At 70.1% G+C, this 25,022-nt stretch carries 22 protein-coding genes; 11 read left to right on the top strand and 11 right to left on the bottom strand.

Features of this window, described 5'->3' with window-relative positions; genetic code table 11:
* Nucleotides 1-130: 130 nt before the first annotated feature.
* On the bottom strand, nucleotides 131-1,396 hold the full coding sequence (locus RV986_RS23050) for an ion channel protein (RefSeq protein ID WP_475919207.1): 1,266 nt from the start codon (nucleotides 1,394-1,396) through the stop codon (nucleotides 131-133).
* A gap of 130 nt (nucleotides 1,397-1,526) precedes the next feature.
* Here RV986_RS23050 and RV986_RS23045 point away from each other — a divergent pair, with 130 nt between their 5' ends.
* Nucleotides 1,527-2,294, top strand: coding sequence for a MerR family transcriptional regulator (locus RV986_RS23045; protein ID WP_475919206.1), 768 nt, complete (start codon nucleotides 1,527-1,529; stop codon nucleotides 2,292-2,294).
* A gap of 226 nt (nucleotides 2,295-2,520) precedes the next feature.
* Nucleotides 2,521-3,558, top strand: a complete 1,038-nt coding sequence (locus RV986_RS23040) for a DedA family protein (RefSeq protein WP_475919205.1) — start codon at nucleotides 2,521-2,523, stop codon at nucleotides 3,556-3,558.
* A 108-nt stretch (nucleotides 3,559-3,666) separates the two neighbouring features.
* Here the strand turns inward: RV986_RS23040 and RV986_RS23035 are convergent, their stop codons facing one another.
* Together RV986_RS23035 and RV986_RS23030 are read right to left on the bottom strand one after the other, a co-directional pair.
* Entirely contained in the window at nucleotides 3,667-5,307 is a 1,641-nt protein-coding gene (locus RV986_RS23035) for a threonine/serine exporter family protein (protein ID WP_475919204.1), read from the bottom strand.
* A gap of 118 nt (nucleotides 5,308-5,425) precedes the next feature.
* Nucleotides 5,426-5,917, bottom strand: a complete 492-nt coding sequence (locus RV986_RS23030) for an inorganic diphosphatase (protein WP_405880567.1) — start codon at nucleotides 5,915-5,917, stop codon at nucleotides 5,426-5,428.
* Nucleotides 5,918-5,996: 79 nt separating this feature from the next.
* Between RV986_RS23030 and dacB the strand changes: the two genes are divergently transcribed.
* The 7 genes from dacB (at nucleotide 5,997) to RV986_RS22995 (ending at nucleotide 14,726) form a co-directional block, all read left to right on the top strand.
* Entirely contained in the window at nucleotides 5,997-7,631 is a 1,635-nt protein-coding gene (gene dacB, locus RV986_RS23025; RefSeq protein WP_475919203.1) for a D-alanyl-D-alanine carboxypeptidase/D-alanyl-D-alanine endopeptidase, read from the top strand.
* 99 nt (nucleotides 7,632-7,730) lie between these two features.
* Nucleotides 7,731-8,855, top strand: coding sequence for a zinc-dependent metalloprotease (locus tag RV986_RS23020; protein ID WP_475919202.1), 1,125 nt, complete (start codon nucleotides 7,731-7,733; stop codon nucleotides 8,853-8,855).
* A gap of 193 nt (nucleotides 8,856-9,048) precedes the next feature.
* Nucleotides 9,049-10,056: a tRNA lysidine(34) synthetase TilS gene (tilS, locus tag RV986_RS23015; RefSeq protein ID WP_475919201.1), complete on the top strand. Its 1,008-nt coding sequence runs from the start codon at nucleotides 9,049-9,051 to the stop codon at nucleotides 10,054-10,056.
* A gap of 74 nt (nucleotides 10,057-10,130) precedes the next feature.
* Nucleotides 10,131-10,691 (top strand): hypoxanthine phosphoribosyltransferase, encoded by a 561-nt coding sequence (hpt, locus tag RV986_RS23010; protein ID WP_475924391.1) that lies wholly within the window; start codon nucleotides 10,131-10,133, stop codon nucleotides 10,689-10,691.
* A 198-nt stretch (nucleotides 10,692-10,889) separates the two neighbouring features.
* The gene (gene ftsH / locus RV986_RS23005; RefSeq protein ID WP_475924390.1) at nucleotides 10,890-12,917 is read left to right on the top strand and encodes an ATP-dependent zinc metalloprotease FtsH; all 2,028 of its coding nucleotides are present in this window, start codon (nucleotides 10,890-10,892) and stop codon (nucleotides 12,915-12,917) included.
* 144 nt (nucleotides 12,918-13,061) lie between these two features.
* On the top strand, nucleotides 13,062-13,667 hold the full coding sequence (folE, locus tag RV986_RS23000) for a GTP cyclohydrolase I FolE (RefSeq protein ID WP_475919200.1): 606 nt from the start codon (nucleotides 13,062-13,064) through the stop codon (nucleotides 13,665-13,667).
* A gap of 69 nt (nucleotides 13,668-13,736) precedes the next feature.
* Nucleotides 13,737-14,726, top strand: a complete 990-nt coding sequence (locus RV986_RS22995) for a hypothetical protein (RefSeq protein ID WP_475919199.1) — start codon at nucleotides 13,737-13,739, stop codon at nucleotides 14,724-14,726.
* 3 nt (nucleotides 14,727-14,729) lie between these two features.
* Here RV986_RS22995 and RV986_RS22990 read toward each other — a convergent pair whose 3' ends face one another.
* From RV986_RS22990 to RV986_RS22965, 6 genes are all read right to left on the bottom strand, one after another.
* On the bottom strand, nucleotides 14,730-15,218 hold the full coding sequence (locus RV986_RS22990; RefSeq protein WP_475919198.1) for a DUF3180 domain-containing protein: 489 nt from the start codon (nucleotides 15,216-15,218) through the stop codon (nucleotides 14,730-14,732).
* Between the two features lie 55 nt (nucleotides 15,219-15,273).
* Nucleotides 15,274-15,885: a 2-amino-4-hydroxy-6-hydroxymethyldihydropteridine diphosphokinase gene (gene folK, locus RV986_RS22985; RefSeq protein ID WP_475919197.1), complete on the bottom strand. Its 612-nt coding sequence runs from the start codon at nucleotides 15,883-15,885 to the stop codon at nucleotides 15,274-15,276.
* Nucleotides 15,882-16,241, bottom strand: coding sequence for a dihydroneopterin aldolase (folB, locus tag RV986_RS22980; RefSeq protein WP_475919196.1), 360 nt, complete (start codon nucleotides 16,239-16,241; stop codon nucleotides 15,882-15,884). Before folB ends, folK begins: the two co-directional genes overlap by 4 nt.
* Nucleotides 16,242-16,529: 288 nt before the next feature.
* The gene (locus tag RV986_RS22975) at nucleotides 16,530-17,024 is read right to left on the bottom strand and encodes a nuclear transport factor 2 family protein (RefSeq protein WP_475919195.1); all 495 of its coding nucleotides are present in this window, start codon (nucleotides 17,022-17,024) and stop codon (nucleotides 16,530-16,532) included.
* Nucleotides 17,021-17,881: a dihydropteroate synthase gene (gene folP, locus RV986_RS22970; protein WP_475919194.1), complete on the bottom strand. Its 861-nt coding sequence runs from the start codon at nucleotides 17,879-17,881 to the stop codon at nucleotides 17,021-17,023. Before folP ends, RV986_RS22975 begins: the two co-directional genes overlap by 4 nt.
* Nucleotides 17,882-18,068: 187 nt before the next feature.
* The gene (locus tag RV986_RS22965; RefSeq protein WP_475919193.1) at nucleotides 18,069-19,874 is read right to left on the bottom strand and encodes a phosphatidylglycerol lysyltransferase domain-containing protein; all 1,806 of its coding nucleotides are present in this window, start codon (nucleotides 19,872-19,874) and stop codon (nucleotides 18,069-18,071) included.
* Between the two features lie 224 nt (nucleotides 19,875-20,098).
* Here RV986_RS22965 and RV986_RS22960 point away from each other — a divergent pair, with 224 nt between their 5' ends.
* Together RV986_RS22960 and RV986_RS22955 are read left to right on the top strand one after the other, a co-directional pair.
* Nucleotides 20,099-21,223, top strand: coding sequence for an alpha/beta hydrolase (locus tag RV986_RS22960; protein ID WP_475919192.1), 1,125 nt, complete (start codon nucleotides 20,099-20,101; stop codon nucleotides 21,221-21,223).
* 225 nt (nucleotides 21,224-21,448) lie between these two features.
* A complete protein-coding gene (locus tag RV986_RS22955; RefSeq protein ID WP_475919191.1) occupies nucleotides 21,449-23,008 on the top strand; it encodes a hypothetical protein in 1,560 nt (519 codons plus the stop codon).
* A gap of 154 nt (nucleotides 23,009-23,162) precedes the next feature.
* On the opposite strand, the gene RV986_RS22950 is transcribed toward RV986_RS22955, so the two are convergent.
* Nucleotides 23,163-24,476 carry a PH domain-containing protein gene (locus tag RV986_RS22950; protein WP_475924389.1) on the bottom strand — a complete coding sequence of 438 codons (1,314 nt, stop codon included), beginning with the start codon at nucleotides 24,474-24,476 and terminating at the stop codon, nucleotides 23,163-23,165.
* A gap of 17 nt (nucleotides 24,477-24,493) precedes the next feature.
* Entirely contained in the window at nucleotides 24,494-25,009 is a 516-nt protein-coding gene (locus RV986_RS22945; protein WP_475919190.1) for a PH domain-containing protein, read from the bottom strand.
* Between the last annotated feature and the right edge of the window lie 13 nt (nucleotides 25,010-25,022).

Here is a 25,022-nt window from a genome sequence, read left to right as displayed (position 1 = left end):
GGATCGGAGAGGCCTGTCGGTTCACGGTGGTCCGTCCGTGTATCGGGGCCTGTCGGTTCGTCGGAGGGTCATGCTGATCCATCGGACCGGTGCGTTCTACCCGTTCATCGGATCACGGCGCACATTCGGTTCACCGGATCGGGACTCCGTCATCTCGCAACTGCATCTGCGGCCGCCCGGTGACGATCAGCCAGGCCGGCACCGAGGCCAGCACCAGCAGGGGCAGCACGGCCGGGTCGGACACCAGCACGGCCGCCGTGAACAGGCTGATCCAGCCCTGCCGGGTGACGGCCATGAGCACGCCGAGGACGCAGCAGACCACGGCGAGCGTGGCATTGACCCGGGGGACGAGCGCGTGCGCGCACAGCCCGAGAGCCACCCCGATGAAGACGGCGGGAAAGATCCGGCCGCCGCGAAAGCCGCACGACGCGGCGACCACGAGCGCGGCGAGCTTCACCACCGTCATCAACGCGAACTGTCCGGCCGACCAGCGGCCGGGGTCCGCGGCCAGCGTCTTCACCTCGTCCAGCCCCTTGAAGAGCGTCAGCTGCCCGCCCAGGGCGCCCAGCAGGCCCAGGACGAGCCCGCCCACAGGAAGCCTCACCATGGGGTGCCCGAGCCGCGAGAAGGAGCCGTGGACGTACGGCAGGGCGTACGCCGCGGCCATCCCGAACTCCGCCGCGACCGAGACGATCACCAGCGCGCCGAGCAGGTCGCCCCAGTGCGGGCCCGAGTAGGGGGGCAGCCCGAGGTCGAAACTCGGGTGCGCGAGCAGGGTCATGGTGAGTGCGCCCGCACCGCCCGCGAGCAGCGGCGGCAGCAGCCGGTCCCAGAGGGCGCCGGGTGCCGGCTGTCCGGCCAGCACCTCGGAGAAGATCAGTGCGGCGGCCACCGGTGTCCCGAACAGCGCGCCGATCGTGCCCGCGGCCCCCAGCGCCACCCACAGCCCCGCGGAGGAGCCGGGGACCGCCCGGGTGCCCAGCCAGTACGCGAGGGCGACGTTGGTGGCCGTGATCGGGTTCTCGGGGCCCAGGCTCACCCCGCCCGCCAGCGCCAGGACGGTGGCGAGGAGCAGCCCGGGGAGCAGCCCGGGCGGCAGGGGAGCGTCGACCAGACCCGTGGTCGCCGGGTCCGGGCCCGCGTGCCCCGGCACCTTCCACACCACCAGGCCCACGGCGATGCCGGTCGCCGTGAGCATCACGACCATCCACAGCACGGAGTAACGGCCCACGCCCAGTGCGTCCGGAAGGGTCTCCCACAGCACCTCCTTGAACCGTTCGGCGAGCAGGGTGATGCCCAGCAGGACGAGCGCCGCGGCCACACCGACCACCAGGGAGGGCACGATCAACGGCAGCAGACGCCGTACGGGGGTCGCCGCGGACGCATCGGTGCTCACGGCCACACCTTAGGTGGGCAAAAGCCGCACAACCTCCCAGGGAATTCGCTCGGACGCCCCGGGATTTCCGGCTTGCACCTCACGTCGCGTGAGGGCCCATGGTGGGACGCGTACCGAGGAAGGAGCGGAAGTGGGCTACTCAGTGGGCCAGGTCGCCGGTTTCGCCGGGGTCACGGTGCGCACCCTGCACCACTACGACGAGATCGGCCTGCTCGCGCCGAGCGAGCGCAGCCACGCGGGCCATCGGCGCTACGGCGACGCCGACCTCGACCGGCTGCAGCAGATCCTGTTCTACCGGGAGCTCGGCTTCCCGCTCGACGAGGTCGCCGCCCTGCTCGACGACCCGGCCGTGGACCCGCGCGCGCATCTGCGCCGGCAGCACGACTTGCTGACCGCCCGGATCGAGAAGCTGCAGAAGATGGCCGCGGCCGTGGAGCACGCCATGGAGGCACGCACGATGGGCATCAACCTCACGCCCGAGGAAAGGTTCGAGGTCTTCGGGGACAAGGACCCCGAGGCGCACGCCGAGGAGGCCGAGCGGCGCTGGGGCGGCACGGCGCAGTACGTGGAGTCGCAGCGCCGCGCCGCCCGCTACTCCAAGGACGACTGGAAGCGCATGCGGGACGAGGTCGCCTCCTGGAGTGAGCGGTACGCCGCCCTCATGGAGGCCGGCGAACCCGCGACCGGGGAGCGGGCCATGGACATGGCCGAGGAACACCGGCAGCACATCGCCAAGTGGTTCTACGACTGCTCGTACGACATCCACCGGGGCCTCGGCGAGACGTACGTGTCGGACGGGCGCTTCAAGGAGTTCTACGACTCCATGCGCCCGGGTCTCGCCGAGCACCTCAGGGACGCGATCACGGCGAACGCGGCCCGGCACACCCAGGGGGCCTGACGGTAAGGGGCACCCGCCACTGCGGGCGCCCCTTACCGGCGTCGACGCCCATGGTTCACAGCTTTGACCCAGTGGGCACACAGTGCATCCTGGAAGCACCGGTGGAACCTGGCACGGACACAATGCGTTGATAGCTTTGGTCGGCCGTACCGAAGTACTGGCGTAGCGCCGTATTCGGCCTTCCCAGGACCGCCGTACCTTCCTCACCCCTCAGGAGCCCGGAACCGTGACGACGCTTGCCCTTGGTCCAAGCTGGCTGGATCCGAACACGCTCCTGGACGACTTCGGCATCTGGGGCCTGCTGCTCGTCGTCTTCGCCGAGTCGGGTCTGCTGATCGGCTTCTTCCTGCCGGGCGACTCGCTGCTGTTCACCTGCGGTCTGCTGATCACGTCGCACCAGCTGGACTTCCCGCTGTGGGCGGCCGTCGTCCTGATCTGCGTCGCCGCGATCCTCGGCGACCAGGCGGGTTACCTCTTCGGCAAGAAGGTCGGCCCCTCGCTCTTCAGCCGCCCGGACTCCCGCCTCTTCAAGCAGGAGAACGTGGTCAAGGCCCACGAGTTCTTCGAGAAGTACGGGCCCAAGTCCCTGGTCCTGGCCCGCTTCGTGCCGATCGTGCGCACGTTCACGCCGATCATCGCCGGCGTCAGCGGCATGAAGTACCGCTCCTTCATCACCTTCAACATCATCGGTGGCGTCCTGTGGGGCGCGGGCGTCACGCTGCTCGGCTCCTGGCTCGGCAAGATCGACTTCGTCAAGGCCAACATCGAGGCGATCCTGATCCTGATCGTCCTGGTCTCGGTGGTCCCGATCGCCATCGAGTTCCTCCGGGCCCGCTCCAAGGCCAAGAAGAACCCGCCGGAGCCGCAGTCCCCCCAGGGCCCGGCCCAGTACCACCAGCAGCCCCCGGTCCCCGTCATGGACGACGCCACGCGCCCGCTGCGCATGCACCCGCCCCAGCAGGGCCAGGACCAGTACCAGCAGCAGGACCAGTACGCGCAGGGCCAGGGCTACCCGCAACAGCAGCCCCAGCAGCCCCAGCAGCCGTACGACAACCAGGATCAGGGCTACTACCAGGGCTACGACCAGAGTCACGGCCAGAACGGCCAGAACGGCCAGAACGGCCAGAACGGCCAGAACGGCCAGAACGGCCAGGGCTACGACCAGGGCCAGGCCTACCCGCCCCAGCAGTACCCGCAGGGCTACCCGCAACAGCCGTACGACGCGCAGCAGAACCCGTACAACCAGGGCTATCCGCAGAACTGAGGCGGCAGGTCCGCGCCCCGAAAGGGGCGCGGGGAACTGCGCGACGAACCACGAACAACCCGCGGTGGCCGTCGAACAGAAGCGACCGAGCTCCTGGGCACCCGGCGCTCAGAACCCCCGCGTCCGCTTGGCGGCCCGCCGCCCCCCGGCGGAGCCGCCCGGCACCCGCAGGAACAACCGGGAGATCTCCGACCCGAGGTTCACGCCGATGGCGATGGCCATGGCGAGCGCCGCGGCCTTGGAGAGCGACACCAGCCCCTTGTCGACGTCGTTCTGCGCGATCGCCAGCAGCCCGAAATAGGTGGCCGACCCTGGCAGCAGGGGCCCTATCGCGGCGGTGGTGTACGGCAGCGCGGACGCGAAGCGGTACCGGGACAGCAGCTGCCCGAAGAGGCCCACCAGGCCCGCTGCGACGGCCGTGGAGGCGACCGGTGAGATGCCGCCCGGGTAGTGCATGGCGCCGTACACCGACCAGGCGACGCCCCCGTTGAGGGTCACCGCGAGCACGGTGGATCGTTCCTGCTGGAGCAGGATCGCGAAGGTCAGCGACAGCAGCATGGCGGCGGCGATCTGCAGCAGAGGCCGCTCGGAGATGCTCAGGGCCTGGTCCGGATTGAGCGCGGCGCCGAACTTCACGCCGAAATAGAGCACTACGAGGACGCCGATGATGATGCCCACGAAGAGGTACATGACCTCAAGGAGCCGCGCGGACGCGGTGATGTAGAAGCCGGTCAGTCCGTCCTGCACACCGGCGACGAGCGCCCGCCCCGGCAGCAGCGCGAACAGCCCACCGGTGATCACCGCGGACGACTTCGCGTCGACGTGCGCGAGCTGGAGTGCGACCCCTATCGCGGCCGGCGGCATCGCGGCCACCGTGAACTGGTAGAACTCCGGCAGCCCGCGCCCGGCGCACAGCCACGCCAACCGGTCGCCCAGCATCGCGCCGAGCGCCGCGGCGACGAACACGATCGCGTCACCGCCGACGAGCACCGAGGCCGCGCCCGCGAGCAGCCCGGTGCAGCCGGTCAGCACCCAGCCGGGATACGGATGCCGGTTGCGCCGGATCTCGGCGAGGCGCCCGTAGGCCTCCTCCAGGGAGATCGCGGTCTCCGGGTCGCTGAGATCGTCCACGAGCCGGTAGACGGCCGCGAGGCGCGTGTAGTCGGTGCCCCGGCGGCGTACGGTCCGCGAGGCCGTCACGGGATCGTCCACCAGGGACGGCTGGTGCGAGATCGACAGCAGAGTGAAGGTGACGTTGGGCTCGCAGCGGTCCAGGCCGTACGAGCGGCATACCGCGAACATCGCCGTCTCCACGTCCTCGGCGCCCTCACCGCCCGCGAGCAGCAGTTCGCCGATGCGCAGCGTCAGGTCGAGCACACGCGGTACGGCCGGCCCGGACTCGTCCTCCTTGTGGACGAGTTCGGGCGCCGGGCGCTCGGCCACCGGCATCCGCAGCATCGTGCGCATCCGGTCCTGCCAGGGCACGTCCTTGGTCAGACTGACCACGGGGATGCCGGTCGCCGGTGTGAAGGCGGGCGGGGCGTGCTGGGCGCTGTAGGTGCGCGGGGTGCTGAACGCCGACCCCTCGGACTCGGCGTCCGCGGTCTCGGGCGCCACCAGCCCCCGGGGGACCGCGAACTCCGAGGTCGTCCCCGATTCGTCCTCGACCGCCGGTGCCACGCCGTCCGGCTGCGCGAAGGCACTCCTCGCCTCGTCCGACTGCGGTTTGCGGTCCTCCGCCTCCGTCACCCACTACTCCCGCTGTTGCAGACCGTGCACCTCCTGTACGCCCCAGTATGCGCACCGGTACGCGAACGGGCCGCGCCACCCCAGGAGGGGTCACGCGGCCCGCGGGGCTCAGGAGAGATCAGTGACCGCCCTGCTCCTTCAAGCGCTTGTAGGAACGCTCGATCTCGGCCTCGGCCTCGGCACGGCCCACCCAGTTGGCGCCCTCGACGGACTTGCCGGGCTCCAGGTCCTTGTAGACCTCGAAGAAGTGCTGGATCTCCAGGCGGTCGAACTCCGACACGTGGTGGATGTCCCGCAGGTGCTCCACACGCGGGTCGTGCGCCGGGACGCACAGCAGCTTGTCGTCGCCGCCGGCCTCGTCCGTCATACGGAACATGCCGATCGTGCGGCACTGGATGAGGCAGCCGGGGAAGGTCGGCTCGTCCAGGATGACCAGCGCGTCCAGCGGGTCACCGTCCTCGCCGAGGGTGTTCTCGACGAAGCCGTAGTCGGCCGGGTAGCTGGTCGAGGTGAAGAGTCGACGGTCCAAGCGGATCCGACCGGTCTCGTGGTCCACCTCGTACTTGTTCCGCGAACCCTTCGGAATCTCGATCGTGACGTCGAACTCCACCGGTGGCTCCTCCATGATCAGCACATAGTTCTGGTGGTTAAGTGTCCCTCACGCAGGTGTGTGATCGCGAAAGGGGCTGGTGGTCGTGCCAGAGCTGAGGGCTTGGCGGGCCGCGAGACCGCATGTCGTGCGGGTCGCGAAGACCGTGCAACCGCACGTGACGCGGGTCGCGCAGGCCGTGCAGCCGCGTGTGGTGCGGGCCGCGCGGTCCGTGCGGCCGCAGGTGACGAGGGTTGCCCAAGCCGTGCGGCCGCGTTCCGTGAGGCTCACGACCCCGCAGCTCACCGCCGTCGCCGCCACCGCGGGCCTGGCGCTCGCGGCCGGAGCGGTGGCCGTGGCCGGTCCCTGGGACTCCTCCGGTCAGCGTACGGCGGAGCGCGACTGGGCCGCATCGCGAGAAGGGGAGGGTGGCGCAGATCACGGACGTAATTCCGATACGTCCGCCACGTCCCCCACGGCACCGAAGCCCGCGCCCAGTGCCGCGTCCGTCCTGGCCGGCCTGGACGGCTCCACCACCTACGCCGCGGCGCCCGCACCCGCCGGGAAGGCCCTCACGAACACCCTCGACCGGCTCCTGAACGATCCCGCGCTCGGCGCGCGGCGCACGGCCGTGGTCGTCGACGTGGCGACCGGCAAGCGGCTGTACGACAAGGGCGCCGACGACGCGCAGACCCCGGCCTCCACCACGAAGATCGCCACCGCGGTGGCCGCCCTCTCCGCCGCGGGCGCCGACCACCGCATCGAGACCCGTACGGTCCTGGAGCCCGGCACCGAGGAGGTCGTGCTCGTCGGCGGCGGCGACCCGACGCTGACCGCCCGCGCGGAACAGGAAACGGACGGCTGGGCGAGCCTGCGCACCCTGGCCGACGAGACGGCGACCGCTCTGAAGGCCCGTCACCTGGACCAGGTGACGCTCTCGTACGACACCTCGCTGTACGCCGGTCCCGTCCTGCACCCCATCGGCGCCAACCCCAACCTCGCGCCGGTCAGCGCCCTGATGGTCGACGAGGCCCGTACCGACGACTCGACCAGCGGCCCGGTCACGCGCGCCGCGGACCCGGCGGCGGACGCGGCGGGCAAGTTCGCGGACCTGCTGCACGCCAAGGGCATCAGGACGACGTCTCCCGGCCCCTCCAAGGCCACGAACCGCTCGCAGCCCCTCGCCACGGTCTCCTCGCCGCCCCTGTCCGCCCTCATCGAGCGGATGCTGACGAACAGCGACAACGACATCGCCGAGGCCATGGCCCGCCAAGTCGCCCTCGCCTCGGGCGGGCAGGCCGGCTTCGAGGGCGGCGCGGCGGCGATCGACGCGCAGTTGAAGAAGCTCGGACTCCCGCTGTCCGGCGCGCGCTTCACCGACGGCAGCGGTCTGAACCGCGACGACAGGCTGACCGCGGACCTGCTCACCGCCCTCCTGGTGATGGCCGGCGACCCCGCCCGCCCCGAACTCCGCCCGATCCTCACCGGTCTCCCGGTCGCGGGCTTCACGGGCACCCTCAGCGACCGCTACACCGACGACTCCTTCGGCACCGGCGTCGTACGCGCCAAGACCGGCACTCTTACGGGTGTGAACACCCTCGCGGGCACGGTGGTCGACACCGACGGCCGCCTCCTGGCCTTCGCCTTCCTGGCCTCCGACACGACGGACCCGGCAGCGGCCCAGTCGGCCCTGGACCGTACGGCTTCGACCCTGGCGGGCTGCGGCTGCCGGTAGGCACCGCCGATACCACGAGCCCCGTGCGCCCCCGTACCGGGGGCGCATCCGGAGCCGTACCCCTAACCGCAGCCCGACCCCCTCACGTACGGTTGACGCATGACGAGCATCGGTGGTGCCGAGATGGTCGACTGGAATCTCGCGGTGGCGACCGCGACACGGCTCGTGCGGCCTGGCCCCGAGGTGAGCCGCGACGAGGCCCGGGAGGTCGTCGCGGAGCTGCGCCGGCATGCGAAAGCCTCGGAGGAACACGTCCGGGGCTTCACTCGTATGGGCACGGAGAACATCCACGACACCCCCATCCTCGTGGTCGACCGCCCGGGGTGGGTCCGGGCGAACGTCGCGGGGTTCCGGGAGCTTCTGAAACCCCTGCTGGACAAGATGCAGGAGCGGCGGGGGAGCACCCCGGGCGGAGCCGTCCTCGGCGCCGTCGGCGGCAAGGTCACCGGCGTGGAGCTGGGCATGCTGCTGTCGTTCCTGTCGTCACGGGTGCTCGGCCAGTACGAGACCTTCGCCCCGGCCACCCGTGAGCTCCCGGCGGGCGAGAACGGCGGCGGCCGACTTCTGCTGGTCGCCCCGAACATCGTCCACGTGGAACGCGAACTCGACGTGGAGCCCCACGACTTCCGCCTGTGGGTGTGTCTGCACGAGGAGACGCATCGCACCCAGTTCACGGCCGTGCCCTGGCTGCGCGACCACCTGGAGGGCGAAATCCAGTCTTTCTTGGGCGAGACCGAGGTCGACCCCATGACCGTCCTGGAGCGCATCAGGGAGGCCGCCCAGTCGCTCGCGGGCGGCCGGCCCGAGGGCGAGGACGACGACGGGGGCCGCTCGCTGGTCGAGATCGTGCAGACGCCGGCCCAGCGGGAGATCCTCGGCCGCCTCACCGCCGTGATGTCGCTCCTGGAGGGCCACGCGGACTTCGTGATGGACGGCGTGGGTCCGGACGTGGTCCCCTCCGTGGGCGAGATCCGCGAGAAGTTCCAGCAACGCCGGGCCAAGGGCGCCTCGCGCCTGGACCTCGCCCTGCGCAAACTGCTCGGTCTGGACGCCAAACTGAGGCAGTACAAGGACGGCGAGCGGTTCGTACGAGCGGTCGTCGAACAGGTGGGCATGGACGGGTTCAACCGTGTGTGGACTTCCCCGAACACCCTTCCCACCAAGACGGAGATCGCCAAACCGGCGGACTGGGTCGCGCGGGTGCATCGCAAGGCAGAGTCGTGAACCCTACGGCAAGGTCGTGAAACGAATCCGGCCGACGGCAGGTGAACGCCCCTCCAATCACCCGTCCGAGGGACCGTGAGCGATGGGTAGGCGTGCAATGCTCGGGGAACGGCCCGTTTCTGTCACCATCTACACACTCTGAGTGACCGAACCTCGGGCTCACCCCCCGAAAACTTCATGAAGGGAACCGGACATGGGTCCCCATCCTGCGGTCGCGGCGATACGCCTGGCGGTCCGCCGCGTACTTCACGACGTCCTGACCGACCACACCCGTCCCCCGGGCGAGTCCTCCCCGCTCGTCCTCGTCGCCTGCTCCGGCGGCGCCGACTCCATGGCGCTCGCCTCCGCCCTGGCCTTCGAAGCCCCGAAACTCGGCATGCACGCCGGTGGCATCACCGTGGACCACGGTCTGCAGGCCGGCTCCGATCTGCGCGCCGACGAGGTCGTCTCCCGCCTCGTCGAACTGGGCATGGCCCCCGTCGAGTCCCTCGCCGTCACCGTGGGCCGCGAGGGCGGCCCCGAGGCCGCCGCCCGCGACGCCAGGTACGCCGCCCTGGACGACGCCGCCCTGCGCCACGGAGCCGCCGCGATCCTGCTCGGCCACACCCGCGACGACCAGGCCGAGACGGTTCTGCTCGGCCTCGCCCGCGGCTCCGGAATCCGCTCCCTGTCCGGAATGGCCGCGGTCTCGGGGGCCGGCGGCCGTTACCGCCGCCCGTTCCTGCACCTGGACCGGCAGACCGCCCGCAAGGCCTGCATGGTCCAGTCGCTGCCCGTCTGGGACGATCCGCACAACGCCGACCCGGCCTATACGCGGTCGAGGCTGCGCCACGAGGGACTGCCCGCCCTGGAGAAGGCGCTCGGCAAAGGCGTCGTCGAGGCCCTGGCCCGGACGGCCCAGCTCTCCCGCGACGACGCCGACGCCCTCGACGCCTGGGCCCGCCAGGCCGAAGCCTCCGTACGCGACGCCGCGGGCCTCCTGGAGTGCGCGAAGCTCTACGCCCTGCCGCCCGCCGTACGCCGCCGCATCCTGCGCAGCGCCGCGATCGAGGCGGGCGCCCCGGCGGGTTCGCTGTTCGCCCGCCACATCGAGGAAATCGACCGGCTGATCACCGGTTGGCGCGGCCAGGGAGCCATCAATCTTCCGGGCAAAGTCGTCGCCCAGCGGCAGGGTGGCAGACTGGTGATTCGGCAAGGCTGAAAACGCGCTCCTCAGGGAGGTGCTCGGTCTCCCTGCGGGGAGGGGCCGGTCAGCCGGTGGGACGACCGAAAGTGATGCGGGTGGACGCGAAAGACATGGGCACCGACCTCAAGTCGGTGCTCATCACCAAGGAAGAGATCGACGCCAAGCTGGTTGAGCTGGCCGCGAAGATCGACGCGGAGTACACGGGCAAGGATCTGCTGATCGTCGGTGTCCTCAAGGGTGCCGTCATGGTCATGGCGGACCTCGCGCGTGCGCTGTCCACCCCCCTCACCATGGACTGGATGGCGGTGTCGTCGTACGGTGCGGGCACCCAGTCCTCGGGTGTGGTGCGGATCCTCAAGGACCTCGACACCGACATCAAGGGCAAGCATGTCCTCATCGTCGAGGACATCATCGACTCCGGGCTGACCCTGTCCTGGCTGATCTCCAACCTCGGCTCCCGCGAGCCGGCCTCCCTCAAGGTGTGCACGCTGCTGCGCAAGCCGGACGCGGCCAAGGTCGCGATCGACGTCGAGTGGGTCGGCTTCGACATCCCGAACGAGTTCGTGGTCGGGTACGGCCTCGACTACGCGGAGAAGTACCGCAACCTCCCGTTCGTCGGTACGCTCGCGCCTCACGTCTACGGCGGCTGAACCTCCGGGTCCCAGTCCTCGTAAGACGATCGGGAACCCCAGCGGGTTTCGCGCCGTTGAAGCATGCGTGGACGGGATTGTCAGTCGTCCCCTGCGGCGTCGGGTGACAATGCTGGGGTACCGTCCGAAGAACAGTCTTTATAAGTCTTTATCAAACTCACTATGGCAGGAGGGACGGGGCGGCACCGCTCCGTATGGATGGACGTGAAGCGATACTTCCGTGGGCCGGTCATGTGGATCGTGCTGGCCGTCCTTGCCGTGGTCGTGTTGATGCAGGTCGTCGGCTCGTCCGGCGGCTACAAGACGGTGGACACCGGCCAGGTAGTCCAGGCGATCAATGACAACAAGGTCCAGTCGGCCAAGCTCACCACCGGCGACGAGCAGGTCATCAAGATCTCGCTCAAGGACGGCGAGAAGGTCTCCGGCAGCTCCAAGATTCAGGCGAGCTACATCGGTGACCAGGGCGTCAACCTCGCCAACACTCTCCAGGACAAGTACCAGAACAAGCAGATCCCGGACGGCTACACGGTCGCGCCGTCCAAGCAGAACCCGTTCCTCGGCATCCTGCTGTCCCTGCTTCCCTTCGTCCTCATCGTCGTCGTCTTCCTGTTCCTGATGAATCAGATGCAGGGCGGCGGCTCCCGGGTCATGAACTTCGGGAAGTCCAAGGCGAAGCTCATCACCAAGGACACCCCGAAGACGACCTTCTCGGACGTCGCGGGCTCGGACGAGGCGGTCGAGGAGCTCCAGGAGATCAAGGAGTTCCTCCAGGAGCCGGCGAAGTTCCAGGCCGTCGGGGCGAAGATCCCCAAGGGTGTGCTCCTGTACGGGCCTCCCGGTACCGGTAAGACGCTGCTCGCCCGTGCTGTCGCGGGTGAGGCCGGCGTGCCCTTCTACTCGATCTCGGGTTCCGACTTCGTCGAGATGTTCGTCGGTGTCGGTGCCTCCCGGGTCCGTGACCTCTTCGAGCAGGCCAAGGCGAACGCTCCGGCGATCGTCTTCGTCGACGAGATCGACGCGGTCGGCCGCCATCGCGGCGCCGGCCTCGGCGGTGGTCACGACGAGCGCGAGCAGACGCTGAACCAGCTGCTCGTCGAGATGGACGGCTTCGACGTGAAGGGCGGCGTGATTCTCATCGCCGCCACGAACCGGCCCGACATCCTCGACCCGGCGCTGCTGCGTCCCGGTCGCTTCGACCGCCAGATCGCGGTCGACCGCCCGGACATGCAGGGCCGTCTGGAGATCCTCAAGGTTCACCAGAAGGGCAAGCCGGTCGCACCGGACGTCGACCTCTCGGCCGTCTCCCGCCGCACCCCCGGTTTCACGGGTGCGGATCTCGCGAACGTGCTGAACGAGGCCGCGCTCCTGACGGCCCGCAGCGACAAGAAGTTGATCGACAACTTCATGCTGGACGAGGCGATCGACCGCGTGGTCGCGGGCCCGCAGAAGCGGACCCGGATCATGTCGGACAAGGAGAAGAAGATCACCGCGTACCACGAGGGCGGCCACGCCCTGGTCGCGGCGGCGTCTCCGAACTCCGACCCGGTCCACAAGATCACGATCCTGTCGCGCGGCCGTGCCCTCGGCTACACGATGGTCCTGCCGGACGAGGACAAGTACTCCACCACGCGCAACGAGATGCTGGACCAGCTGGCCTACATGCTGGGCGGCCGCGCGGCCGAGGAGCTCGTCTTCCACGACCCGACCACGGGTGCTGCGAACGACATCGAGAAGGCCACCGCAACGGCCCGCGCGATGGTCACGCAGTACGGCATGACCGAGCGTCTCGGCGCGATCAAGTTCGGCGGCGACAACACCGAGCCCTTCCTGGGCCGGGAGATGTCGCACCCGCGCGACTACTCGGAAGAGGTCGCCGCGCTCGTCGACGAGGAGGTCAAGAAGCTCATCGAGAACGCGCACAACGAGGCCTGGGAAATCCTGGTCGAGAACCGCGACGTGCTCGACGCGCTGGTCCTCCAGCTGCTGGAGAAGGAGACGCTGAACAAGGAGCAGATCGCCGAGGTCTTCGCTCCCATCATCAAGCGCCCGGCCCGCCCCGCGTGGACCGGCTCCTCCAGGCGCGCCCCGTCCACCCGCCCGCCGGTGCTCTCCCCCAAGGAGCTGTCGCTGACGAACGGGGCGAACGGATCGACGCCGGCCATCGCCACCGTGACGGAGTCCGTCCCGGCGAAGGAAGGGGCTCCGGAGGACCGTCCGGAGAGCTGATCAGGCTCCCCCGGCGGCCCCATCAGGCCCGGAATGGATGCCGCGCCCCCCAGGTTCTAGCCTGGGGGGCGCGGCATTTTCGCACGACCACCGCTTTTGGACGCGTCGACCAGCACGTGCAAGATCCACAGGAACGAGGACCACATGACCGACCCCGTGACGCTGGACGGCGAAGGTGTGATCGGCGAGTTCGATGAGAAGCGCGCCGAGAGCGCGGTACGAGAGCTTCTCATCGCGGTCGGTGAGGACCCGGACCGCGAGGGTCTGCGCGAGACGCCAGGGCGGGTGGCGCGGGCGTACAAGGAGCTTTTCGCCGGACTGAGGCAGGCTCCGGAGGACGTGCTGACGACGACGTTCGACCTCGGGCACGACGAGATGGTCCTGGTGAAGGACATTGAAATCGTATCTTTGTGCGAACATCATCTCCTGCCGTTCCATGGCGTGGCTCATGTCGGGTACATTCCGGCCGACACTGGCAAGATCACTGGCTTGTCGAAGTTGGCGCGCCTTGTCGAGGTATTTGCCCGGCGGCCGCAGGTGCAGGAGCGACTCACTACACAGATTGCCGACTCGCTCATGCGGATCCTTGAGGCGCGTGGCGCGATCGTCGTCATCGAGGCTGAGCACATGTGCATGTCGGTCCGTGGCATTCGCAAGCCAGGTGCCAAGACCACCACGTCTGCGGTGCGCGGCCAGCTTCGGGACGCTACGACCCGGGCTGAGGCAATGAGCCTGATACTGGCGCGCTGACCTGATTGTCAGTGGTGCCCGATACGGTCCTCGGTCAGTGGAGTTGATCGCTGATCAAGGGGGATCGTGGTGGGGTATGGGCTGCCCAGCAAGCAGACGGTGAATGCGGTCGGTGGGCGCAGGCAGGCGCGCAACGTTCAGGCGGGCTGCCGCCCCTGGGCGTTGGAGGGAGAGCGCGCGGTTCAGACGGCGGTCACGGAAGTGGTGACCGTCAAGGTCCGCGAGGTCGTCGAAGTCGTGACCGATCATGTGACGTTCACCGCCGCGCCGGATCAGATGCTGGGCACGCCCGATGGCTGGGTCCACGCGAGAGACGCGGAAGGGACCGTTCTCGCCTGGACGGCCGCTAGGAAGCTGTGCCGCGCACGACTGACCATCGAACCGGGCTTCGACTTCGGCTACCTGATCGGAGCGACGTGCTCGGACGGGACGGTCGGCCAGAACTACGTGTCGCTGGTAGTCAACGACAGGGCATTCGCGGAGCGGTACGCACGCTGCTTGACCAACTCGACGGGGCTGAATGCCCGACTGGAGCCGGTAACACGTCCTTCCGGCTACTTGCAGCGGGACGCGCCCGGATTTCGTGTGCGGGTGGTCTCGTCGTACCTGGCCGATCTGATGCGGCAGTACGTAGGCGGGGACGCGCACCACATGCGGCAGGGCTTTCCGCGCGTGGTGCTGCGCGACAAGGAGACGTTCGACGGTTTCCTGGACGGCTACATGGACGGTGACGGATGTCCGGCCAAAACCTGGCCCGCGCGGGTGCTGGTCAGTGCAAACGTGCCGTTTCTCACGGAACTCGCCCAGATCGTCGGCGCCAGATTCACGCCCCGCACTGATGGCAAGGCCTCGAAGCTCCTCGTGGCCGACAGTTGGCCGTCACGAGGAACGTTCAAGCCAGAGCAGCACTCCCTTCAGCTCAGGGAGACGGCCTGGTCCCAGGTCCACCAGGTGCGGCGGCGCATCGCCAAGGACAAGCCGTTCACCCTCTACAGCTACCGCCTGGACCCGCACCCCGGTTTCCTGGTCAACGGCCACCTCGCCCGGCAACCCTGGTGACCCCTACGCGACCGGGGCCGCGCCGCCGTGCTCGTTGTCGTCGTCCTCCGGGAGCTTGCAGACGCGCTCCAGGAAGAAGGCGGCCGCTATCACCGCGATGCCGGCCAGGACCGAGAAGCCGGCGTAGATGGCCTGGTCGCGGCGGGCGGGGACGTCCAGGGATTCGAGCAGGAACGCGCCCGTGCCGCCGTACATGCCCGCCACCAGGGCGGCGACCAGGGCGCTCGCCTGGCCGAAGACGACCGCGCGGGCCGCCATCAGGGGGTCGACGCCCTTGGCGCCGGGGCGGCGCTCACGCTGTGCCTTGAGCCGGGCGCGCAGAGAGAGCGCCGTGGACAGCAGGACGACGGCGATCAGGGCCAGCACGATGGGTGCGGCCAGCGGGACGCGGGGGAGCGTCCCCACCGCGTTCCACAGGCGGGCGCCCGCCCAGGACAGCACACCGGCCACGACGAACACGGCGGCCAGCGTCCTGATGCGCAGCTCTTTCACTTTGTCCCTCTGCCCCTCTTGGTAAGCCGACCTCTGGTCGTCTTGACCTTAACGACTACTCGGGCAGCCGGAGTTCCAGGTCGGCGCGGGGCGCGACCCCCTCTTGGGCGATGCCGGCGAGCAACTGGGCCACGGGGCCACGGCCGGGCAGCTGGGCCTCGGGCTCCACGTCGTGCCAGGGGGCGAGGACGAAGGCACGCTCGTGGGCGTGCCGGTGAGGGAGGGTCAGGACCGGGTCGTCGGAGACGACATCGGCGTACGCCACGATGTCGACGTCGATGGTGCGCGGGCCCCAGCGCTCGTTCCGTACACGGTGGAAGGCCTCCTCGACGGCGTGCGCCCGCTCCAGGAGCGAGGACGGGGGGAGGGTGGTCCTGAGGACCACGACCGCGTTGAAGTACGTCGGCTGGCTGCCGGGTTCGACGCCCCACGGCTCCGTCTCGTAGACGGGGGAGACCGCCTTGACGCGGACGCCCGGGGTGTCCTCCAGGGCGTCGATGGCACCCTGGAGGGTCTCCAGCCGGTTGCCCAGGTTCGAGCCGAGGGAGAGCACCGCCCGCTTCGGGTTCTGCAGGGTCGTGTCGGCGGCGTCCACCCGCTCGACGACGGAGGCGGGCACCGGCTGTACGGTCGGGTCGCTCTGACCCTCGGTGAAGTAGGCGGTCATACTCGGCTCCGGGTGATCGTGACGGTCACGTCGTCGAAGGGGACGGTGATCGGCGCGTCCGGTTTGTGCACGCAGACCTCCACCTCCTGGACCCCCTCGTGCTTCAGACAGGTCTGGGCGATGCGCTCGGCGAGCGTTTCGATGAGGTCGACGGGCTCGCCCTGGACGACGGCCACGACCTCCTCCGCCACGATGCCGTAGTGCACGGTCTTCGACAGGTCGTCGTCGGCCGCGGCCGGTCGGGTGTCCAGGCCCAGCGCCAGGTCCACGATGAAGGTCTGGCCCTCTTCGCGTTCCCTCTGGAAGACACCGTGGTGCCCGCGGGCCTTGAGGCCGCGCAGCGCGACACGATCCACGCGAATCACTCCTGCAATCGTCGGTAGCGGCCGATGTCCACCGAGTGCGGTCGGCGCACCGGCCTCAAACGAATCTACCTGCGGGCACTGACAGAGCCCGTCCCCGGGGACACGCGCCACATGATGGTCACGAGGCTTCATCGGGTGTTTCCCTCGGGGAATACGGCGGCTCACGGGTTGGTAGCCGCCCCTACCCAGCGGTTCGTGATTCCAACCACTCCTTGGTTCCGGCGAGCCGCCTGCCCGTCCGACCGGCAGTCCTCGGTTCGGCCGGACGTGTTCCCCGTCTCAGCCGGGGGTTTCCTCGTCGTCCTCCTCGCCCGATTCGGCGAGCACGGGCGAGGCGTGGTGCGACCAGAGTTTCCAGCCGTCGGCCGTGCGGCGGAACACGTTCGTGGCGACCACCAGCTGGCCCACGAGCGGGCCGAGCTCGTCGCTGTCCTCGGGGGAGGGGCCGCCGCTGAGGATGTTTTCGGTACAGGTGACCATCGCGGTGTCGCCGGCCACGGAGACATGCACGTCCGTGAGGAAGAACTGGATGTACTCGGTGTTCGCCATGATCAGCGCGTACGAGCGCAGGACCTCACCGCGGCCGTTGAGGACCGGCCAGCCGGGGTGGATGCAGGAGATCACCGCGCCCTCGCCCTCGATGTCGTCGTCGGCGGTGTCCAGGGGAGCCAGCCAGAGCGAGGACAGTCCTTCGAAGTCACCCCGCTCCAGCGCCTCGTAGAAGGCCGTGTTGGCGAGTTCAACCTGTTCGACGTCGGTGCGGGGTGCGCTCACTGGGCTCCCTCTACGGCCCGGGCGACGCGTACGGCATCGGCGGTGGCCCGTACCTCGTGGACGCGGACCGCCCACGCGCCCTGGTGGGCGGCGAGCGCGGAGACGGCGGCGGTGGCCGCGTCCCGCTCGCGCGCGGGCGGCGGAGCGCCCTCCGGGCCCGCCAGTACGCGGCCCAGGAACCGCTTGCGGGAGGCGGCGACCAGGATCGGGTGGCCGAGCGTGCGCAGCCGGTCGAGGCGGGCGAGGAGCGCCAGGTCGTGCTCGGAGTCCTTGGAGAAGCCCAGGCCGGGGTCCACGACGATCCGGTCGGGGGCGATGCCGCCCGCCAGAACGGCCTCCACGCGTGCGTGCAGTTCGTCGACGACTTCGGAGACGACGTCCCCGTACCTCCCCTTCACGTTGCCGCCCTCCAGGAAGCCGCGCCAGTGCATGACCACGAAGGGGGCGCCGGCCGCGGCGACGGCCGGGATCATCGCGGGGTCGGCGAGGCCGCCGCTGACGTCGTTGACGAGGGCCGCGCCCGCGGCGAGCGACCGCTCGGCGACGGACGCGCGCATGGTGTCCACGGAGACGGTGACGCCCTCGGAGGCGAGGCCGTGGACGACCGGGATGACCCGTTTGAGCTCTTCCGCCTCGTCGACACGGCTGGCGCCGGGGCGGGTGGACTCGCCGCCGACGTCCACGAGGTCGGCGCCCTCGGTGACCAGATGGAGGCCGCGCTTGACGGCGGCCGTCGTGTCGAACCAGCGGCCGCCGTCGGAGAAGGAATCGGGGGTTACGTTGACGACCCCCATGACCGCGCAGCGGTCCCAGGTCGGCAGTCCCGCGACGTGGCCGCGGCGGCGCTCGGAGTTCATACGTCCAGCCTAGGCCTCCGGCGGGGGGCCGAATCGTCTGCGGGTTCGCACCGGCGGCGGTCTTCTGGCCGCTTCGTGGCCGGTTTTCCGCCGCCCCGACCGACTTCGGACCCCGGCGGGAGGTCGCGGCTCGTGCGAGGGCCCCCGGGCTGGGGTGGGGGCCCTCGCACGAGCCTGTCCAGGGTGCCTACGCCGCCCTGATCCCGCGTTCCGTCACGCCGTGGGCGCACGGGCGCGGAGCCGGTACGCGGCGGCGCAGCAGGCGCGGGAGGGCCAGATTCACGAAGCCCTCGGCCTGCATGGCGGCGAAGCCGATGCGCGGGAGGTCGCGGGAGGAGCCGTAGACGACGAAGCGGGGCTCCCAGCGGGGGCGGAACTTCGCGTTGAACTTGTACAGCGACTCGATCTGGAACCAGCGGGAGAGGAAGACGAGCAGGCCCCGCCAGGCGCGCAGCACCGGCCCCGCGCCGATCTTCTCGCCGCGTGCCAGCGCCGAGCGGAACATCGCGAAGTTGAGCGAGATCTGCTTGATGCCGAGCCGGGGGGACGCTTCGAGGGCCGCCACGATGAGGAGTTCGTTCATGCCGGGGTCGGCCGAGCGGTCGCGGCGCATGAGGTCGAGGGAGGCGCCGTCCGGGCCCCAGGGGACGAAGTGCAGGACGGCCTTCAGGTCGCCGTACGGTCCGAGCGCGTCGTCCGCCTTGTGGGCGGTGGCGATCAGGCAGTCGCCGTCGGAGGGGTCGCCGATGCGGCCGAGCGCCATGGAGAAGCCGCGCTCGGTGTCCGTGCCGCGCCACGCCTCCGCAGCACGTCGTATCCGCTCCAGCTCGCCCTCGCTGAGGTCACGGATGCGCCGTACCCGGGTCTCGTAGCCAGCCCGTTCGATGCGTTTCACCATCTGGCGCACATTGCGCATCGCGCGCCCCGCGAGGGAGAAATCCGCGACGTCCACTACCGCCTCGTCGCCCAGTTCGAGGGCGTCGAGACCGGTCTCGCGGGTCCACACCTCGCCGCCCGTCTCGGAGCAGCCCATGACGGCGGGGGTCCAGGAGTGGGCCTTGGCCTCGTCCATGAAGCGTTCGATGGCGCCGGGCCATGCCTCGACATCGCCGATGGGGTCGCCGCTGGCGAGCATCACGCCGGAGACGACGCGGTAGGTGACGGCCGCCTTGCCGCTGGGCGAGAAGACGACGGCCTTGTCACGGCGGAGCGCGAAGTGACCGAGCGAGTCGCGCCTGCCGTGCTTGTCCAGCAGGGCCCGCAGCCGGGTCTCGTCGTCCTCGGTGAGGCGGGCGGCGGGGTGTTCGGGGCGGAAGGCCAGGTAGATCGTGGTGACGGCGGTCAGCCAGCCGAGCGCGCCGAGCGAGAAGGCGACCGTCCAGGACGTGGGTCCGGTGTAGTCGACGGGGCCTTCGAAGCCGGCCAGGCCGTACAGGACGTGCGTGATGCGGTCGGCCAGGCTCGGGTCGCCGACCATCCGGTTCCGGTGGGCGCCGACGATGACCAGTCCCAGGATGAGCGAACCGGCGCCCATGAGAACGAAGTTGGCGAGAGCGCGCCAGCGGCTGCGTGGATCGGGCAGGGCGGCGAACTCGCTTCGGTGGCGCAGCAGGGGCGCGAGCAGCGCGAGGGAGATCAGGGCGCCGATGAGTGAGTGCCGGTACGCGAACTGGGCGACGGCACCGGCCGGCAGCAGCACCACGGCGGCCCGCCACGCCCGTCGCTTGCGGCGCCGCAGCCCGTGGGCGAGCAGCAGCAGGAGCACGCCCGCGCTGAGTGACAGCGCGGCGGCGAAGGGGCCGAACGAGCCCGGCAGCACCTCGGCCATGGCGTGCATACGGCTGTGCCGGAAGCGCGGGAAGACGCCGGCGGCGATGTCCAGGACCCCTACGAGGGTGCAGGCCCTGGCGACGAGGGCGGGGACGGCATCCGGGCGCGGACCACGGACTATGCGTCGCGTCCTGCCTGTTCGGCCTGGAACCTCGCCCGACATTTCCCCATCTATCCTGACAGACATCGCATCCCGTAGTTCTGCGAGAGACCTTGAATCCGGTGCCATTCCGGCATCCGGCGACATTGCGCCCTCTAGGACGGTGTCTTGGGGAGTCAGGTTCACTCCCCACCGGAAAGCCGGTTCAAAAGGCAAGGAAAGTCCTGGGCAAGCCCTCGCGAAGGAGCAGGGTGGCCCAGGACGGAAAGCGCAGGCAGGAACAGCCCATGGGTCTCACGAGCAACAACATGCTGGTGCTGATGGTCTCGCTCGCCGGGTTGCTGTTCGTCGGCACGGTGTGGCTCTGGCCGCGGCTGGCGCGCCGGAACTGGCGGGCCGTCAGCGGCAGGGTCGCCCTCCTGCTGGCGACGCAGGTTCTGGTGTTCACCGCGGTCGGTCTGTCCATCAACCAGTCCTTCGGCTTCTACGCCTCCTGGAACGACCTCCTGGGGCGGGAGACCGGCCAAGGAGTGGTCGTCGACCAGAACGGCGGGGTCGCCGGGAGGGGTTTCCAGGTGCTCGACAGGCAGAGGGTGGCCGTGCCGGGCGGCGGGGTTCCCCGCGTGGGCGGCCAGATCCAGAAGATCAATGTCCTGGGGAGGAAGACCCGCATCGCGACTCCGGCGTACGTGTACCTGCCGCCGGAGTACTTCCAGCCTCAGTACAAGAAGCGCACCTTCCCGGTCGTCGTCACGCTCACCGGCTATCCGGGGACCACGGAGGCCCTCATCACGAAGCTGCACTTTCCGAAGACCGCCCATGAACTGGCCCGGCGCGGCAGGGTGCAGCCGATGATCCTGGTGATGCTGCGGCCGACCGTGGCGCCGCCGCGGGACACCGAGTGCGTGGACGTCCCGCATGGTCCGCGGACGGAGACGTTCTTCGCGAAGGACCTGCCCGACGCCATTTCCAGCCACTACCGAGTGGGTTCAAAACCGGGCAGTTGGGGCATCATCGGCGATTCGACCGGCGGCTACTGCGCGCTGAAACTCGCCATGCACCACCCCAAGGTGTACACGGCCGCCGTGGGGCTCTCGCCCTCGTACCGTGCGCCGAGGGATGCCACGACGGGTGATCTCTTCCAAGGGGACGAGAAACTGAGGCGCCATGCCGACCTGGAGTGGTCCCTGAAGCACCTTCCCGCGCCGAACGTCTCGCTGCTGGTCACCACCAGCAAGCACGGCGAGGGCAACTACGGACCGACGATGAAGTTCATAGACCTCGTCAAGTCGAAGCCCCCGACGAGGATTTCATCGATCGTCCTGGAGAGCGGTGGTCACAACTTCAACACTTGGCGGCGTGAGATCCCCGGCTCACTGGAGTGGCTCAGCAGGCAGCTCACCGACCGCTGACCGCGGTGCGGGGAGCCCGGCGTCGCCGCGCGCTAACGGAGGGCTCGACGCGACGAACAGTGGCTCTGCGGGGGCAAGCGGCAGTCCCTGTGACACCGTGCCGTGACCCTTGTGGGACAAGGGATTGCCCTTGTGGGCGCCTGGGGCGGTGTGAAGGCAACGGGGTGGCCGTGTTTTTACCGGGCGGGGCACCAAGATTCGCCTACGCGCGGTAAGTTTCTGGCCATGCCACGTGGACGTCACCGCCATTCCCCACCTCTGCACAGGCTGCTGCCTCCTTCGGCGATCGCAGGCGTCTCGCTCGTCTGCGCCGTGGGGCCCTGGCTGTTCACGGAGCCAGGGGTGCTCCGCATCTTGGCCGCGGCCGCCGCGGTGACCGCCGTCGCGGGCGGCGTCGTGATGCGCCGCTGGGACACGGCGGCGGGCAAGCGGGTCGCGGACCTCACGCGTGCGCGTGCGAGCGACGAGTGGCGGCACGAGGAACGGGTCGCCGAGCTTGAGACCGACCTCGAAGAGTCGCGCGAACTGCGCACCAAGCTGGAGCACAAGCTGCGCGCGAAGCGGGCGGAGCTGGCGGGCCTGCGCAACGAACACGCGGCGCTGCTGCGACGGTATGCCACGGCGGAGACCGAGCGGGCGAGCGCCCTGGAGGGCCGCCGACTGCTCGAAATAGAGACGGTGGCGCCCGCTCGCGAACTGACTGCCGCTACGGAGACCGTGGACCCCGCGGAGCACGCGGAACCCGTGGACCCGGCGGAGCCGGAGGCTCCCGAAGGGGCGGCCGCCGCGCGTGAGGACACGGGCGACGACGCCGGCGACGACGCGGGCGAAGAGCCGACCGAAGACGTGAACGCGGAAGTGACCTCCGAAGAGGAGGCCACTGAAGAGGAGGCCGCCGACGCGGAGGCCGGCGCGTCGACGGACGCGACCGCGTCGCCCGAGGTCTTCTCCCCGACCGGCTCGTCGCTCTTCCTGCGCGCCAACGCGGCGCTGGGCCGGATCGCGAGCGGTGCCACGGAGACCGATGCCTCCGACGCGGACGCGGACGCGGACGCGGACGCGGACGTGGACACGGATGCGGACGCAGAGGCCGAGGCAGAGACCGGCGCCGAGGCTGAGGGCGAGACCGAGACCGAGGCCGAGGTGGAAGCCGGGGCTGAGGCTGAGGACGAGTTCGCGGGCGAGGTCGAGGCCAAGGTCGGAACTGAAGCCGCCTCGGACTCCGAGACCGACCCCGACCCCGACCCCGACGGCTCCGCCAACGTCTCCGGCTCCACCGAGGGCGAGCCCGCCAAAGGAGAACCTTCGCCGGACGGCTCCCCGAAGGGCTACGGCTCCCTGACCGACGACGAGCCCTCGGCCGAGATCCTCGACCCCGCCGCACGCGCAGCGTCCGTCGAGACGGAGCCCGTCGAGGCGAAGCTCGCAGCCCAGGGGTCCCACCCCGTGAAGCCGACGAAGCCCTCCCGTGCCGACGGGCACTTCACCGTGCCGACCGCGGTGGCGGTCGCCCCGGCCGCGCCCGTGCGGCGTCCCTCGGTCGAGGGCGGGTTCGACTTCTTCGGCACGCAGAAGGGGACGTCGCAGGCCATGGAGGCCATGCAGAACGAGGACCTCGCGGATGTCGTCGGCCAGGAGGCGCTCGCCCTGCACAAGGCCGAGGCCGAGTCCGGGTTCAAGCCCGTCGACGAGGGGTCCCGCGGTGTCGGCCAGGTCATCGACCTGACCGCGCACGACGAGACCGAGCACATCGACCTGGCGGAGCTGCGGACCGCGGCTTCCTGAGAGCGCTCGTACGTGGCTCACGTCGCTTGTCGGCTTGGGGGCGGTGGCATCAGGCCACCGCCCTCAAGCCGTTCTCAGGCCTCGCAGGCGTTGTGGACCTCGCAGGCCTCGCAGGCCTCGCAGGTTTCGCGGGCGTCGCAGGCCTCGAAGCGTCTCAGGCCATCCACCGGTCCGGCCGAGCCTCGCGCCGTCCCGTCCGTGACCGGTCGGCCTGCGACTGAAGCAGCTCCGCCGCCTCGGAGGCGTCCCGCAGCCGTGCCGTCACCGTCTTGTTGGCCCCCGTGTCCACATGGACGTCGGCGACGCCTCTGAAGCGCTCCCAGGGCCCTTGTGCCAGCCGTACGCTCTGGACCTTCGCGTGCGGCACGAGCGAGAGACTGCGCCGCAGCAGCCCGTGGCGCGCCGCGAAGACGGTGTCGGTGACGGCGAGCCCATACCCCCGCCACCACAACGGCACGCACCACCAGGCGCGGCGCGGCGGCCGGGACAGGGCGGCAGGCACCGTCACCCCGGGCAGTGCTTTCGTGATCACCGACTCGGCGACCGCGCGCGGAGCGACGGGCACGAGGACGGAGTTCGACGACCCCGCCACGTCCAGCTCCACCCGCACCCACCCGCGCCGCCGCCACAGCAGCGGTTCGACGATCCGCACGGTCTGTACGCGGCCGGGCGGCACGGTCTCGTGCGTACGGTCGAGGAGGCCGTGGTCGATGCGCAGCCCGTCCGGGGACTCGCCCACCGTCCAGTCGTACTCGCCGACGAACCGCCCCACGCTGCTCGCGCCCGCCGCGCCGAGCAGCGGCACCCCGGTCGCGAGGACCGTCCACACACTGTGGGTGCCGAACCACAGCACGGGCGGTACGACGAGCGCGGCGGCCAGGGAGCCCCAGGTGGCGCCGGTGAGGACGAGGGAGACGGCGAGGACGCCGGCCGGGACGTGCAGCAGCTGCCGCACCGGCGCCTCACCGACCTCGTGCGCCGTCTCGGGGGCGAAACCGGCCGCGCGGGCGAGGAGCTCGGCGCGCAGGGCGCGTGCCTCGTCCTCGCCGAGGAAGGCCAGTTCGTCTTTCTTGTCCGTGCCGATGACATCGAGTTTGAGCTTGGTGACGCCCGCGACGCGGGCCAGCAGCGGCTGGGTGACGTCGACGGCCTGCAGCCGGTCGAGCCGGATGTGCGCGGTACGCCGGAACAACAGGCCGGTACGGATGCGCAGCTCGGTCTCGGTCACCGCGAAGTGCGTGAACCACCAGCTCAGGAAGCCGTAGAGGGCGGCCGCCGGGACGATCACGGCGAGCCCGATGAGCAGTGCGGTCGTCGTCAGCCTGGTCAGCTGTTCCTGCGCCTGGTTGGGGTCGTGCACGGCCCAGCCGGCGACCACGGCGACCGGCGCCCAGGCCCGCCGGAACGGCGTTATGGGGTGCAGCCGCCGCTCCACCAGCGGCTTCTCTTCCCGGACGGCGTCCTCCATGTCCGGCGCCGGGGTGCTCACAGCCCCGCCGATCGGGCCTCGCCCAGCTCGGTGAGCCGGTCGCGCAGCCGCTCGGCCTCGGCCGGGTCCAGGCCCGGGATGCACGCGTCGGTCGCCGCGGCCGCCGTGTGCAGCTGCACGCTCGCCAGCCCGAAGTGCCGCTCGACGGGCCCGGAGGTCACCTCCACCAGCTGCATCCGGCCGTACGGCACCACGGTCTCCTCGCGGAACAGCACTCCCCGGCTGATCAGCAGGTCGTCGGCGCGCTCGGCGTACCGCCAGGAGCGCCAGTTGCGCCCCAGCATCCGCCAGCCCCACAGCAGCAGGGCGAACGGCAGCAGCGCGAAGGCCGCCCAGACGGCGCCCGCGAACACCGCGAGGAGCACCCCCAGGACGATCGTGAGCAGCCCGAGCCACACCACCAGCAGCAGCCGGCGCATCCGTAGCAGACCCGGCGGCAGTCCGGTCCAGACCGGCTCCGGCGCCGTGTTTTTCGCGGGGTTTCCCGCGAACTCCGTGCTCCCCGTATCCATGCCGCAAGGGTAC

This window comes from Streptomyces sp. RLA012, from assembly GCF_056270325.1.
The sequence above is the reverse complement of the archived record's forward strand: the minus strand, read 5'-3'. Positions and strand labels throughout refer to the sequence as shown.

What these genes read in the sequence shown, in the direction of transcription:
- RV986_RS23020 (WP_475919202.1), top strand. Translation starts at nt 7,731, where the DNA reads ATGACGAGCATCGGTGGTGCCGAGATGGTCGACTGGAATCTCGCGGTG.
- tilS (WP_475919201.1), top strand. Translation starts at nt 9,049, where the DNA reads ATGGGTCCCCATCCTGCGGTCGCGGCGATACGCCTGGCGGTCCGCCGC.
- hpt (WP_475924391.1), top strand. Translation starts at nt 10,131, where the DNA reads ATGCGGGTGGACGCGAAAGACATGGGCACCGACCTCAAGTCGGTGCTC.
- ftsH (WP_475924390.1), top strand. Translation starts at nt 10,890, where the DNA reads ATGGACGTGAAGCGATACTTCCGTGGGCCGGTCATGTGGATCGTGCTG.
- folE (WP_475919200.1), top strand. Translation starts at nt 13,062, where the DNA reads ATGACCGACCCCGTGACGCTGGACGGCGAAGGTGTGATCGGCGAGTTC.
- folK (WP_475919197.1), bottom strand. Translation starts at nt 15,885, where the DNA reads ATGACCGCCTACTTCACCGAGGGTCAGAGCGACCCGACCGTACAGCCG.
- folP (WP_475919194.1), bottom strand. Translation starts at nt 17,881, where the DNA reads ATGAACTCCGAGCGCCGCCGCGGCCACGTCGCGGGACTGCCGACCTGG.
- RV986_RS22965 (WP_475919193.1), bottom strand. Translation starts at nt 19,874, where the DNA reads ATGTCGGGCGAGGTTCCAGGCCGAACAGGCAGGACGCGACGCATAGTC.
- RV986_RS22960 (WP_475919192.1), top strand. Translation starts at nt 20,099, where the DNA reads ATGGGTCTCACGAGCAACAACATGCTGGTGCTGATGGTCTCGCTCGCC.
- RV986_RS22955 (WP_475919191.1), top strand. Translation starts at nt 21,449, where the DNA reads ATGCCACGTGGACGTCACCGCCATTCCCCACCTCTGCACAGGCTGCTG.
- RV986_RS22950 (WP_475924389.1), bottom strand. Translation starts at nt 24,476, where the DNA reads ATGGAGGACGCCGTCCGGGAAGAGAAGCCGCTGGTGGAGCGGCGGCTG.
- RV986_RS22945 (WP_475919190.1), bottom strand. Translation starts at nt 25,009, where the DNA reads ATGGATACGGGGAGCACGGAGTTCGCGGGAAACCCCGCGAAAAACACG.